The following is a 12,794-nucleotide window of genomic DNA, read 5'->3' as shown; positions in this document are numbered from 1 at the left end:
AATGACCGACAACTCCATCGTGATCAGTGATCCGGCATTTAGCCGCGATAATGAAGTCCGTCCCTTTGCAATTGAAGGGATGGATGTGCGGGGCCGTGCCGTTCGGATGGGAACTACGGTTCACAAAATTCTCGATGCACATAAGTATCCCGAGCCAGTCGCCCGTATTCTGGGCGAAGTGTTGACACTTGCGGCACTTCTGGGGTCGATGATGAAATTTGACGGCATTGTCACGATCCAGACGAAGTCTGACGGCGCTGTGCCGATGTTGGTGGCTGATTACGAATCTACGGAGGGCGGCAAAGCCAGCCTGCGCGGCTATGCGTCTGTTGATGAAGACAAGCTCAAGCAGTACGGTAAAAACCCCAGCTTTCATGGTTTGATCGGCAACAAAAAGGGCTATATGGCGCTGACCATTGATCAGGGTGCGGATATGGACCGGTATCAGGGGATTGTTGATCTGAAAGGGGAGACGGTTGCCGAGGTTGCCCGGGAATATTTCGTAAATTCAGAACAAACGCCCACAGAAATCAGATTGATCTGTGGCCGGGATCCGGTCACTGGAAACTGGCGGTCCGGCGGCATAATGGTACAGCATCTTTCCCGCGGCGAAGCTGGGCAGGAACGGATTTTGGAGCGCGAGACCGAGGAAGAATGGAACCGCGCTGCCATCCTGATGCACAGTGTAAAAACAGAAGAACTGGTAGACCCATCCCTGGACCTGGACCAGCTTCTGTACCGTCTGTTCAACGAAGATGGCGTTCGGGTTTTTGACCCTATGCGTGTTGAAATGGGCTGCCGGTGCAGCCGTGAAAAGTTAGAACAAGTCCTCGTAACCCTAAGTGACGATGACATTGATCATGCAACAGTAGACGGAAAAATCAGCGTGAATTGTCAGTTCTGTAATACGACCTACGATTTTGCCCCTGATGAAGTGCGGGCACTGGGCAAAGAGGCCAGATCATAGGCTATACTCTGAGAAACTGAGAGTACCGGTTCTATATTGTGCGTATCGTTCTTTCGTGGTACGACAAGCGCGAATTCTTTAGTATTTAACATACGTGCCCCGCAGGCAGATAGTACCACTGATACCACTGGTGTCTCAGGGGCTTCTGTCGTGTCCTGGGCTTCTCTCTTTTTCTTTCCAATACCTAATGATGAAAAACGGCAAAGGTGTGCTGTGCACCAGCTCGTTTACGGAAAAACTATGTTTAGAAAACTACAAGAATATACCACCCGCCCTGATCTTTACGCACGGTACACGGCTAAGGAACTCTGGACTTCGCCGCATATATCAAAACAAATGCTGGCGTACCACCTTAGTCAGGAAACTGATCTGGCATCCAGACGACTTGAAACAATAGGACATATTACCGACTGGATTGATGACCATGCGGGGTTGGAGGGACGTCGTCTCCTGGACCTTGGATGCGGGCCGGGTCTTTATGCCAGCCAGTTTGCCGAGCGCGGAGCAATAGTGCACGGCGTAGACTTCTCATCCCATTCCATTGGATATGCCCGTGAAAAGGCAGCAACTGCAAAGCAATCCATCAGGTACGATGTTGCAGATTATCTGGAAGGTTCTTTGCCTGACCGTCAGGATATCGTTACGCTTATTTACTGTGATTTATGCGTTTTGTCCCCGGCGCAGCGACAACATCTTTATACAAATGTCAGAAGGTCTTTGGTCCCCGGCGGCATGTTTATAGTGGATGTGATGCATATGTCTGCCTTCTCTGCATATACCGAAGGGTGTGATCTGGATTTTAATATGATGGCAGGCTTCTGGTCAGAAAACCCTTATTATGCCATTCACTGCCGGCACAAATATGCAGCTGATTTTGTCAGTCTGGATGCTTATACCGTGGTGGAAGAAAGGCGGACATTTCGTATCTTTAACTGGCTGCGATATTTCACGCCCCAAATGATTGGGGACGAACTTTTGGCGAATGGCTTTACGGATATTACAGTCGATGAAAAATATCTAACCGGCGGCCGGGCATCCTCAATAGAAGTGGCGGAGGACGATTCGTCAGCCCAGACGTTTGCAGTGATTGCACGTATCCCGTCCTGATAGTAGACGCGAGGCAAAAATAAAGGCGGCTTTACAATAAGCCGCCTTCCTTAGTGTGTCTGATAAGGTGGATTAAATATCCAGATTGGCAACATTCAGGGCATTATCCTGAATGAAATTACGCCGTTCTTCGACAACATCCCCCATCAGCTTGGAGAAGATTTCGTCGGCTGTGTCTGCCTGGGATACTTTTACCTGCAACAGGGACCGTACTTCCGGGTCCAGCGTTGTTTCCCAAAGCTGGTCAGGGTTCATCTCGCCCAGTCCCTTATAGCGCTGAACAGACTGGCCTTTTTTGCCGAAAGACAGCAGAAGCGTGAGCATCTCCAGTGGGGTGCTGACAGTGTGTTCTTCTTCTTTCTTGGTAATTGTTATTGGCTTTTCAAAGAGGGCACGAACAGAGGCCATCCGCTGATGGAGGCCGCGCGCTTCCTGACTATCCATGAACTGGCTATCGATACGGTGATTATCAATGACACCGCGTACTTCGTGGGCAAAGCTGTATCCGCCTTCTTCAAGGGCAACGCCAGACCATCCTTTTTCGTCCAGACTTTCCGCCATGGCATTCATGCGCGCAGCAACCACATCGGCTGCTTGTTGGCGGGCATCCTGATCGCCTTGCAGGTTTGTGTCAAAGCCGCCAAGCAGGGCCACGGTTTCAATCAGGCCGTGATCATAGCTGTCGGGTACTTTTTGCATGACGGAGCGGATGCTTCGCGCCTCTTCTGCAAGCTGAACAATTTCAGCACCAGCATGTTGGTGACCGTCGGCACTTGTTAAAACCACATCATTGGTGCCCATTTGCAGTAGATACTCGTCCAGTGCCGGGTCATCCTTCAGGTAAACTTCGGACCGGCCGCGGGCAACTTTATAAAGCGGTGGCTGCGCAATGTAGAGATGGCCACGCTCGACAATGTCGGGCATCTGACGGTAGAAGAATGTCAGCAGGAGTGTCCGAATGTGCGCGCCGTCGACGTCCGCATCGGTCATGATAATGATTTTATGATACCGCAGTTTTTCAATATTGAAGTCGTCGCGTCCGATCCCCGTGCCCATGGCTGTGATCAGCGTACCGATTTCATTGGATGCCAGCATCCTGTCAAAGCGTGCGCGCTCTACGTTCAAAATTTTACCACGCAGGGGCAGAATGGCCTGATTTTTTCGGTTACGACCCTGCTTTGCAGAACCGCCCGCACTGTCGCCCTCCACGATGAAGAGTTCGCTAAGGGCTGGGTCACGTTCCTGACAATCAGCCAGCTTGCCCGGCAGCGATGCAATATCAAGAGCCCCTTTACGGCGCGTCAGCTCGCGCGCTTTTCGGGCTGCCTCGCGTGCAGATGCCGCATCAATGATTTTCTGAATAATCATCTTGGCCTCTGTCGGATGCTCGCCGAACCACTCTGCCAGTTTTTCATTGACAAGGCTCTCAACAGCAGGGCGGACTTCACTTGATACCAGTTTGTCTTTTGTCTGGCTGGAGAATTTTGGATCAGGTACCTTCACACTAAGAACTGCGGTCAGGCCTTCCCGTGCATCATCGCCGGACAGATTCACTTTTGATTTCTTCGCTAGCCCTGATTCCGTCACATAGCTGTTAATCGAACGGGTCAGCGCAGCACGGAATGCTGCCAGGTGCGTACCACCGTCCCGCTGGGGGATGTTGTTGGTAAAACAGGAGACATTTTCATGATAGCTATCGTTCCACTGCAGCGATAGCTCGGTAGTAATACCGTCTTTTTCCCCTGTGATGGTGATGGGGTCGCCAATCAGGCTGGTTTTCGTGCGGTCTAGATATTTCACGAACGCTGTAATGCCGCCTTCGTAATATAGCTCAACTTCTTGTGTTTCCGCATGGCGTTTGTCTTTCAAAAGAATACGCACACCACTGTTCAGGAACGCAAGTTCGCGGAAACGGTGAACAAGGCGGTCAAAATCAAATTCGATGAATTTGAAGGTTTCCAGAGACGGCATAAAGGTAACTTCGGTCCCTTTTTTGCCAATAGCCTCACCGACAACAACCAGATCATCAATTGGTTCGCCGCGTTCAAACCGCATATGGTGTTCTTTGCCGTCGCGCCAGATACGCAGTTCCAGCCAATCAGACAGGGCGTTCACAACAGAAACCCCCACCCCGTGCAAGCCGCCAGAGACTTTGTAGCTGTTTTGGTCAAATTTACCGCCAGCGTGCAACTGGGTCATGATAACCTGGGCGGCGGACACCCCTTCTTCTTCATGAATATCAACCGGGATGCCGCGTCCATTATCGGTGACACTGCAACTACCGTCAGGGTTCAGCGTCATGGTGACAAGGTCACAGTGACCAGCAAGCGATTCGTCAATAGCGTTGTCAGATACTTCGAAAACCATATGGTGCAGACCGGAACCGTCTTCGGTATCGCCGATATACATGCCCGGACGTTTGCGAACTGCATCAAGTCCTTTCAGAACCTTGATCGAATCGGCGCCATACTCTTCCGTATTCATTTCGTTGTTTTCGCTCATTGTATCAGACCCTTATGGTTACTGGGATGGATGGATGGTTCCATCACAAACTTTAAAAAACTGGGCGTCCTGCTTTATTGCATCAAATAAAACAGTATCAGTGCCTGTAAGCCAGCACTGGCCCCCTATATCCTTTAGCGCATCAAATAGTGCCGCCCGGCGTTTATCATCCAGATGGGCGACAATTTCGTCCAGGAGCAACACAGGGCTATGGCCGCGTAAGTCTGCGACCAGCCGTGCATTGGCCAACGTCAAGGCGATCAACAATGCCTTTTGCTCGCCTGTCGAACAAAACTCTGCCGGCATGGATTTGCCTAAATGCGTTACCAGCAAATCGCTTTTGTGAACGCCGCGGCTTGATCTGCCGGCACCGGCATCCACCGCCCGCACAGCCTTAAGAGTATCCTTGTAGGCCGCTTCCACCTCTACGGGCGGCATGCCTTCCTGCAGCATTTGCTCAAGTTCACCATCCAGTGCCAGTCCCGCTTTCGGGAAATGAGACCCGGCACCGTCGGAATTGTCTGCCAACTTACCGGCCAGCTGGCTGGCATATTCGAGACGGGCAACCGCGATTGCTACGGCATGTTCTGCCATTTTGACTTCGAGGGCAGACAACCACGCCGTATCGGCACGCAGGCCCTGTTCGGACAATAGTTTGTTCCGGTCACGCATAACCCGTTCGTACGCACCAATCTGGCGACTATGATCGGGGAAAAGCCCGATCACCAGACGGTCAAGAAAACGTCTTCGCGAAGACGGGCCTTCGATAAACAGACGGTCCATCTGCGGGGTTAGCCAGCTAACTGTCCAGCGTTCGCCCAGACAATTGGACGTGCTCTGTGTCTCGCCGTCCAGTTTGACCAGTCTGCGGCTGCCGTTTCCTGCTACTTGGCCAAAGCCTGTGCCAACCTTTATCGCTTCACCTTCGATATCAAGTTGCGCAGAGACGGCCCATCCGTTTGACGTGCCAGCGCGCGTGATGTCACCAAGTCCAGACCCCCGCAAACCCCGACCGGGGGCAAGATAGCTGATTGCCTCAAGCACATTGGTTTTGCCAGCACCGTTTGGCCCCGTCAGCACAATCAGCGGGCTGTCCGGGTCCACCGAAAGCTGGGCCCGGCTGTATCCGCGATAATCAGTCAGAACAAGCCTGCCGATTTTTACCGGTGCGGGTAGGTTTGCTTTAGCACTTTGAAGCATTTGATGCTGTGGCATCCCTTCGTCACAAAAGCCCAGTCCGTTCAATTTTCTGGCCGAATATGTCAAGGTCCAGACCGACTATCAGTGTCCCTTAGACCCGCATCGGCATCAGAACGTACAGAGCGGCTTCGTCAATTGTATCGCTCAGAACCGTAGGTGCAGACGCGTCTGCCAACTGGAGAATAACGGTCTCGCCCTCTACCTGCGCCAGAATGTCCAGAAGATAGCGGCTGTTGAAGCCAATATCCATTGGGTCAGCAGTGTAGGCCGCGGATAGTTCTTCTGTCGCCGTGCCACTGTCCGGGCTGTTCACCGATAGTGTCAGCAGGTCATCTGCCAGCGAGAACTTCACGCTGCGGGTTTTGTCAGAGCTGATGGTTGATACCCGGTCAACGGCCTCTGCCATCAGGCGGCAATCCATCTGCAGTTCCTTGTCGTTTCCTTTTGGAATAACGCGGGAATAGTCAGGGAATGTACCGTCAATCAATTTGGAGGTAATAACTGCACCATTGAACGAGAAACGAATTTTCGTGTCTGACAGGGCAATTTCCACAGCGCCTTCAAACTCGTCAATCAGCTTGCGTACTTCTGCCACTGTCTTGCGCGGAATGATGATGCCGGGAATGCCGGATGCCCCTTCAGGGACTTCCTGCTCAACCTGCGCCAGGCGGTGTCCGTCCGTTGCAACAGCACGCAGGCGTGGCCCGTCTTCCGTGTCAGCAACATGCAGATAGATACCGTTCAGATAGTAGCGGGTTTCCTCGGTGGAAATCGCAAAGCGGGCCTTGTCGATCAGGCGCTTTAATTCTTCGGCGGCAATTGCAAACCGGTGGGGCAGGTCGCCTTCGTTCATGACCGGGAATTCTTCGCGGTCCAGACAAGCAAGGGTAAAGCGGGACCGACCGGCTTTAACGGTCAGACGTTCGCCGTCTTCGAGGGTCAGGTCTACTTCTGAGCCGTCAGGCAGCTTACGTACAATGTCAAACAGGGTATGCGCTGGAATAGTCGTTGAACCAGCATCCACAACATTTGCGCCGGTGCGGTCGACAATTGCGATATCAAGATCCGTCGCGGTCAGAGCGACCTCGTTACCTTCTGCTTCGAACATGACGTTTGACAGAATAGGAATCGTGTTGCGTCTTTCGACAACCGACTGAACATGCGCCAGAGATTTCAGCAGTGAATTGCGTTCAATAGTAACTTTCATGGATGATATCTTCTTGCTTGAGTAGTTGAAGTCTATGATTACGCCGCAGACAGCGCCCCACGCGCCGCCCGGGTATGGAGCTATCTCTGTTGCGATTTTCCTATTGGATTACACACAGAAACAAGCACCATGAATGTCTTTTAAGACAATAGCGAATTTCACAGGGAAACCAAACAAAAACCTTCGAAAAAGGCGTTTTTTTTTATGGGTAAAAATGGCCGGTTTCTGCCGAGTCGGATATGGTTGCTCTCCGATTGGAAATTAGGGGGCTATTGCCCCCCTGAAACTAGCATTCCAGTAGTCTCTGCAGGCGACAGATATCGTCGTCAATCTGGGCATCGTCACGGCGCAAATCTTCGACTTTGCGCACAGCATGCATCACTGTTGTGTGGTCCCTTCCGCCAAAACGGCGGCCAATTTCCGGTAGGGAACGACTGGTTAGCTGTTTTGATAGATACATGGCGATCTGGCGGGGGCGGGCGATGTTGCGCGCACGCCGCTCGGACAGCATTTCTGCCAGCCGTAGATTGAAATAGTCTGCGACGGTTCGCTGAATCTCATCAATAGTTAGTTTTCGGTCGTTGGCGCGGATCAAGTCCTGCAGGACGTCCCGTGTCATATCCATGGTCATAGGGCGGCCAACAAGCGTTGCATAGGCAACAACCCGGTTCAGGGCGCCTTCAAGTTCCCGTACGTTGGATGTAATTCTGCGTGCAAGAAATTCCAGCACTTCAACAGGCACGTCCACGCCTTTGGCTTGTTCGGCCTTTGACTGCAGAATGCCAAGGCGCAGTTCAAAGTCGGTTGGGTGAATATCAGCGACCAGCCCCCATCCCAGACGGGAGATAATGCGGTCTTCAATACCTTCAAGGTCGGTCGGGGACCGATCAGCCGTGATAACTACCTGACAGCGGTTGTCGACGAGCGTGTTGAAGGTATGGAAAAATTCTTCCTGTGTGCTGTCCTTGTTGGCTATAAACTGCACATCATCGACCATCAACAAGTCCACATTCCGGAACTTTTGTTTGAAAGCATGGGTGTCTTTGAATCGCAGGGCTGCGATAAATTCAAACATGAATTTTTCCGCCGAGACATACACGACCCGTTTTTCCGGTTGGTTCAGACGTGTTTCCCAGGCAATTGCATGCATCAGATGCGTTTTGCCAAGACCAACGCCCCCATGAAGAAACAGCGGATTGAAGGGTACTTCACCCGCGGTTGCGATACGTTTGGCGGCGGCGTATGCCAGTTCGTTTGATTTGCCAACGACAAAGCTGTCAAAGGTGTATTTGGGGTCCAGCGATGCGCCTTCAGCCTCCTGCTGCGCAGAAGCCTGTCTTGGGCGCGCAGGATAAGTCGAGGCCGCTGTTGCCGTAGGCGACTGTGCACCGGGTGCGGTCTGCACAGCAGGACGGGTTTCCAGGCGGATAGTTAAATCTTTGACCTTTGGGTCTTCGGCAAGGAAAAAGTCTTTTAGTCTAGGGGCGTAGTGACGCTGTATCCAGTCGCGCACAAACTTGGTCGGCGCGGTCAGTTCTGCGACATAGCCATCAATACCTTTATAAGCAAGCTGGTCCAGCCAGGTACTATACGCCTGGTCGCCAAACTCATTCTGGAAGCGTCTGCACACTCTTCCCCACGGATCCGTGCTTTGGATCGAGGTGTCAGCGATACTCCCTGTTGCCCCCATATTGTTTTCCTCCCTAGAGTTTGCCACTTTTATTTTTATCCTTGTCGTGCCGTTTATATGGCCTCAGCATTTTTCTGAGTGCCCGGCAAACTTCATACTGTGTCTGACCCAGATCAGACAAAAATCCATCAACCAAGAAAATGCATAATCGCCTATTCTTCGTTACCGACGGTATGTCAAATAAGTTTGGTGGAGTACTCCCAGCCCCCGTATCGGTCCCCTGAACCTGAAGTACGTTCCAGATGTTTCCCGCGAAGGGAAGAAAGGATATCCGGATGGCCCACCGTGCCGCTGTTGGACAATGTACAAACACTGGTGGGAGCTAGCAACTGATTCCATGGCAGTCTGGCATGATTCTTTTTGCTCTCTTGGGGGTCGTTACGGCTTAGCCACAAGATATAGTAATGCCTGATTTGATGCTTTTTAGAGGTACACTGTTTGTTCTGATCTCTGTGCAGTGCACACAAAAAAACCACTCTGAAAGCAGAGTGGTTTTTGAGAATTTTATCTGTCTGCCGAGCGAATCGGCTGACGAATAGCTTACGCCATCGCCTTTACGCTTTTCGCGAGACGAGAGATTTTGCGTGAAGCAGTTTTCTTGTGAAGAATGCCTTTAGACGCACCGCGCATGATTTCAGGCTGAGCTGCTTTCAGAGCTGCTGTTGCTGCTGCCTTGTCGCCGCCTGCAATTGCTTCTTCAACGCCGCGGATAAATGTACGAACGCGGCTGATGCGATTGCGGTTGATAGTTGCGCGACGCTGGTTACGACGGATACGCTTTTTGGCTTGAATAGTATTTGCCATGTAATTCCTACCTTCGGCCTACGGGCCATCTCTTTCTATCTGAAGTTCGGGCTTTAACCTTGCCGCCATATTTGGCGATGACTCAAAAGAGTTGGGTCCCGGACTATCTTCTGCCAGCCAGATTTAGCTTGCAGAAAAATTAAATTCGAGGGCGCTCTATAGACCTGATCTGTCCCAAGGTCAACATAGAAAACGCCCATTTTACGGGGCTGACACGTCAAGAGAGCGTGAATCTGCCCCTATGGGTGGGTAATCAGGTGCAGATTAGCGGTTTTTGAACTGCGGTTGCCGTTTTTCGACAAACGCATTCATACCCTCTTTCTGGTCTTCTGTTGCAAACAGAGAGTGGAAAACCCTGCGTTCGAACAATAACCCTTCTTCAAGGGTTGTCTCCAGTGCACGATTCGTGGCTTCTTTTGCAAGATAGACAGACGGACGGGAGAGCGCCGCAATATCGCGGGCGATATCAAGAACACCGTCAAGCATGTCTTCGGTTGGCAAAATTCTGCTAACCAGACCACTGCGCTCCGCCTCAACAGCATCCATCATGCGACCCGTCAGCATCATATCCATGGCCTTTGACTTGCCGATCAGGCGTGTCAGGCGCTGGGTGCCACCAATGCCGGGGATTACCCCAAGCTTGATTTCCGGCTGGCCGAATTTTGCATTCTGTGCGGCGATGATAAAGTCACAGCACATTGCAAGTTCGCAGCCGCCACCAAGGGCATAGCCAGCAACCGCGGCAATGACAGGTTTGCGGATGTCGCGAAATGCCTTGGTCGCATTGCCGAACATGTCTTCTTCAAGAACGGTGGCGTATGTTTTGCCAGCCATTTCCTTGATGTCGGCACCGGCTGCAAAAGCCTTTTCGCTGCCTGTGATAACGATTGCGCCAATATCGTCATCGGCTTGCAGATCGTTGAGGCAAGAAATCAGTTCAGAAACAAGTACTGAATTCAGGGCGTTTAAAGCATCAGGTCTGTTCAAAGTGATCAGGCCAACGCCGTCCTGTTTGTCCAGAAGAATTGTCTCAAAGCTCATAAAGACTTCCTATAGTCTGTTAATACTTTGGCAGAGTCCTATCGGTCACGGCCGGTATTTGCAAAGGATTTTATCTAAATAGGCTGTGAACTATGTCGGCTAGGGTGTGCGAACTGGGCTGGACTCAATGGCTAGAATACTGGAATTATTTTTATTTTTCAGCGTTTTAATGGAAAGTTGATAGCCGCTTCTTAGGCAAGTAAGGCTTTTTTTGTTCGCAGAACAAGCCCAGCCAAGCCCTGTCAGAGCAATATCATATGCCTTTATTGTAGCTTCTGCCGAATCGGTAGAGGTCAGGTGAGTTTCAGCAACTGTTCCTGCGGGTGTATCAAAGATAAGGCGGTCATCCGGGTCAATTTCCGCACAACATTCCAGTACAGGTATATCTGGGAAACCGGGCAGAAACGGTGTGACTTGCTCGCTGCCTGTATCCTGTGACAAGAGCGCCATCAGGATTGTCGCTGTAACAGATGAAATCATGGTGCGCCTCTCTTTCTATTGTTGCAGATGGTTTTGATGCCTTTTGTAGCATGGATGAAATACTCCATACCTGAACGCGATATTATTTCTGGCATTTCGGGCAAAAGAATGTCGACCTGTTAGACTGCACAATGCGTGTGATGGTACCACCGCACTTTGGGTTTGAACAGGGGGCATCCTCGCGACCATAAACATTGAACTGATGCTGGAAGTATCCTAGTTCCCCATCGGTTGTTGCATAGTCTTTCAGGGTTGACCCGCCCGCCTTTATCGCATCCTGGAGTACTTCTTTAATCACAGGGAACAGACGCGCAATTTCTGTGTTGCTGAGGCTGTTTGCTTTTCTCTCCGGGTGAATGTGGCTACGCCAAAGGGCCTCGCAGACATAAATATTGCCAAGGCCAGCCACCAGCTTCTGGTCCAGCAGGGCTGTTTTGATCGGGGATTTGCGTTTGGCCAGTCCCGCGGCGAGATGCTGTTCGCTGAAAGCATTGCTCAGAGGCTCCGGTCCGATGTTTTTCAGCAGTGGATGCATCTCCATCTCGTGTGCCTGAAAGTATGTCAGGACACCAAACCGCCTTGGGTCCGTGAACAGAATATGGTGGCCTGCCTGGGTGTAAAAGCTGACATGATCATGTTTGCCAATCTCAGACAGTGGTTCCTGCGGGCCATAGATACGAATCCTGCCTGACATGCCCAGATGCAGCAGGATTACAAGGCTATTGCTCAGATGTATCAGAATATATTTTGACCGTCTTTCCAGGCGTTCAACGCTCTGACCTGATGTTTTCTCTGCAAAGTCGGCAGGGATGTCGAACCGAAGTTTTGGCCTGCGTATCTCGACCCGTGACAACACAGCTCCTTCGAGCGCAGGGACTAGTCCTTCCTTAACGGTTTCTACTTCTGGAAGTTCCGGCATTTTGTCGCTATCCCCTTGTATTTATATCCCGTAAACTGCTATCGGACTGTAATGCCAATAACCGGACGAATACAAGATGCCTGAAACTGATGCTACTGAAACTGTTAGCGCACCCGCGGGGATGCAGTCTACACCGGACGATAAAACCACGCATTTTGGTTTCCAGACAGTAAAAGAGGAAGACAAGGCCAAATTGGTCAGAGGGGTCTTCAATAGTGTTGCCGATGATTATGACCGCATGAATGATGTCATGAGCGTGGGTGTTCACCGTCTTTGGAAGGATTCGCTTCTGGATAGTTTGAACCCGCGTTCGGACATGCACCTTCTTGATGTTGCAGGTGGTACCGGTGATATTGCCTTCAGGTTTCTGGAGGCAGCGCCTCGGGGTGTAGTGACGGTATGTGATATTAATGCTGAAATGCTGCGGGTTGGCAAGGCACGGGCGGCGGACCGCGGGTATGCTGACCGGTCGGATTTTGTTTGCGGTGATGCGATGCAGCTGCCCGTCGAAAACCGGTCGGTGGATGCTTATACCATTGCCTTTGGTATCCGGAACGTAACCCGCATTGAAGATGCGCTGAAAGAAGCGTACCGGGTCTTGAAGCCGGGCGGGCGTTTTTTCTGCCTGGAATTTTCGCACAAGGTTGTGCCGCTTCTGAAGTCTGTTTACGACAGTTACAGTTTTAATGTCATCCCCAAGATGGGCGAAATTGTTGCCAATGACCGGGACAGTTATCAGTATCTGGTCGAATCTATCCGCCGTTTTCCGGCGCCTGACGCGTTCGAAGAAATGATCAAGGTTGCAGGATTTTCCCGGACAGGCTACCGCACCATGAGTGCAGGTGTCGTCGCCATTCATACAGGTGTAAAGATCTAG

Annotated in this window: 11 protein-coding genes; 3 read left to right on the top strand and 8 right to left on the bottom strand. The window is 51.4% G+C overall.

Features of this window, described 5'->3' with window-relative positions:
- Position 1 precedes the first annotated feature (1 nt).
- Together IE181_RS01795 and IE181_RS01790 are read left to right on the top strand one after the other, a co-directional pair.
- Complete coding sequence (locus IE181_RS01795; protein ID WP_191249842.1) at positions 2-967, top strand: Hsp33 family molecular chaperone HslO; 966 nt, start codon at positions 2-4, stop codon at positions 965-967.
- Between the two features lie 240 nt (positions 968-1,207).
- Positions 1,208-2,074 carry a class I SAM-dependent methyltransferase gene (locus IE181_RS01790; RefSeq protein ID WP_229819078.1) on the top strand — a complete coding sequence of 289 codons (867 nt, stop codon included), beginning with the start codon at positions 1,208-1,210 and terminating at the stop codon, positions 2,072-2,074.
- A gap of 72 nt (positions 2,075-2,146) precedes the next feature.
- On the opposite strand, the gene gyrB is transcribed toward IE181_RS01790, so the two are convergent.
- From gyrB to mutM, 8 genes are all read right to left on the bottom strand, one after another.
- A complete protein-coding gene (gyrB, locus tag IE181_RS01785; RefSeq protein WP_191249841.1) occupies positions 2,147-4,576 on the bottom strand; it encodes a DNA topoisomerase (ATP-hydrolyzing) subunit B in 2,430 nt (809 codons plus the stop codon).
- A gap of 18 nt (positions 4,577-4,594) precedes the next feature.
- Positions 4,595-5,776, bottom strand: a complete 1,182-nt coding sequence (gene recF / locus IE181_RS01780; RefSeq protein ID WP_191249840.1) for a DNA replication/repair protein RecF — start codon at positions 5,774-5,776, stop codon at positions 4,595-4,597.
- Positions 5,777-5,867: 91 nt separating this feature from the next.
- Positions 5,868-6,983, bottom strand: a complete 1,116-nt coding sequence (gene dnaN / locus IE181_RS01775) for a DNA polymerase III subunit beta (protein ID WP_191249839.1) — start codon at positions 6,981-6,983, stop codon at positions 5,868-5,870.
- A gap of 286 nt (positions 6,984-7,269) precedes the next feature.
- The gene (dnaA, locus tag IE181_RS01770; protein WP_191251489.1) at positions 7,270-8,673 is read right to left on the bottom strand and encodes a chromosomal replication initiator protein DnaA; all 1,404 of its coding nucleotides are present in this window, start codon (positions 8,671-8,673) and stop codon (positions 7,270-7,272) included.
- Positions 8,674-9,213: 540 nt separating this feature from the next.
- A complete protein-coding gene (gene rpsT / locus IE181_RS01765) occupies positions 9,214-9,477 on the bottom strand; it encodes a 30S ribosomal protein S20 (protein WP_191249838.1) in 264 nt (87 codons plus the stop codon).
- Between the two features lie 264 nt (positions 9,478-9,741).
- Positions 9,742-10,518, bottom strand: a complete 777-nt coding sequence (locus tag IE181_RS01760) for an enoyl-CoA hydratase (RefSeq protein ID WP_191249837.1) — start codon at positions 10,516-10,518, stop codon at positions 9,742-9,744.
- Positions 10,519-10,617: 99 nt separating this feature from the next.
- Entirely contained in the window at positions 10,618-10,998 is a 381-nt protein-coding gene (locus IE181_RS01755) for a hypothetical protein (protein WP_191249836.1), read from the bottom strand.
- A gap of 82 nt (positions 10,999-11,080) precedes the next feature.
- Positions 11,081-11,917: a bifunctional DNA-formamidopyrimidine glycosylase/DNA-(apurinic or apyrimidinic site) lyase gene (mutM, locus tag IE181_RS01750; RefSeq protein ID WP_191249835.1), complete on the bottom strand. Its 837-nt coding sequence runs from the start codon at positions 11,915-11,917 to the stop codon at positions 11,081-11,083.
- Positions 11,918-12,038: 121 nt separating this feature from the next.
- Between mutM and ubiE the strand changes: the two genes are divergently transcribed.
- The gene (gene ubiE, locus IE181_RS01745; protein WP_191251487.1) at positions 12,039-12,794 is read left to right on the top strand and encodes a bifunctional demethylmenaquinone methyltransferase/2-methoxy-6-polyprenyl-1,4-benzoquinol methylase UbiE; all 756 of its coding nucleotides are present in this window, start codon (positions 12,039-12,041) and stop codon (positions 12,792-12,794) included.

Origin of the sequence: Kordiimonas sediminis (assembly GCF_014656395.1) — a bacterium.
Classification (GTDB): domain Bacteria; phylum Pseudomonadota; class Alphaproteobacteria; order Sphingomonadales; family Kordiimonadaceae; genus Kordiimonas_A; species Kordiimonas_A sediminis.
Note: the sequence above shows the minus strand (reverse complement) of the source record. Positions and strands in the feature narration are given on the sequence as shown.

Coding starts and splice junctions, on each gene's coding strand:
- IE181_RS01795 (WP_191249842.1), top strand. CDS start 2: ATGACCGACAACTCCATCGTGATCAGTGATCCGGCATTTAGCCGCGAT.
- IE181_RS01790 (WP_229819078.1), top strand. CDS start 1,208: ATGTTTAGAAAACTACAAGAATATACCACCCGCCCTGATCTTTACGCA.
- gyrB (WP_191249841.1), bottom strand. CDS start 4,576: ATGAGCGAAAACAACGAAATGAATACGGAAGAGTATGGCGCCGATTCG.
- recF (WP_191249840.1), bottom strand. CDS start 5,776: ATGCTTCAAAGTGCTAAAGCAAACCTACCCGCACCGGTAAAAATCGGC.
- dnaN (WP_191249839.1), bottom strand. CDS start 6,983: ATGAAAGTTACTATTGAACGCAATTCACTGCTGAAATCTCTGGCGCAT.
- dnaA (WP_191251489.1), bottom strand. CDS start 8,673: ATGGGGGCAACAGGGAGTATCGCTGACACCTCGATCCAAAGCACGGAT.
- rpsT (WP_191249838.1), bottom strand. CDS start 9,477: ATGGCAAATACTATTCAAGCCAAAAAGCGTATCCGTCGTAACCAGCGT.
- IE181_RS01760 (WP_191249837.1), bottom strand. CDS start 10,518: ATGAGCTTTGAGACAATTCTTCTGGACAAACAGGACGGCGTTGGCCTG.
- IE181_RS01755 (WP_191249836.1), bottom strand. CDS start 10,998: ATGATTTCATCTGTTACAGCGACAATCCTGATGGCGCTCTTGTCACAG.
- mutM (WP_191249835.1), bottom strand. CDS start 11,917: ATGCCGGAACTTCCAGAAGTAGAAACCGTTAAGGAAGGACTAGTCCCT.
- ubiE (WP_191251487.1), top strand. CDS start 12,039: ATGCAGTCTACACCGGACGATAAAACCACGCATTTTGGTTTCCAGACA.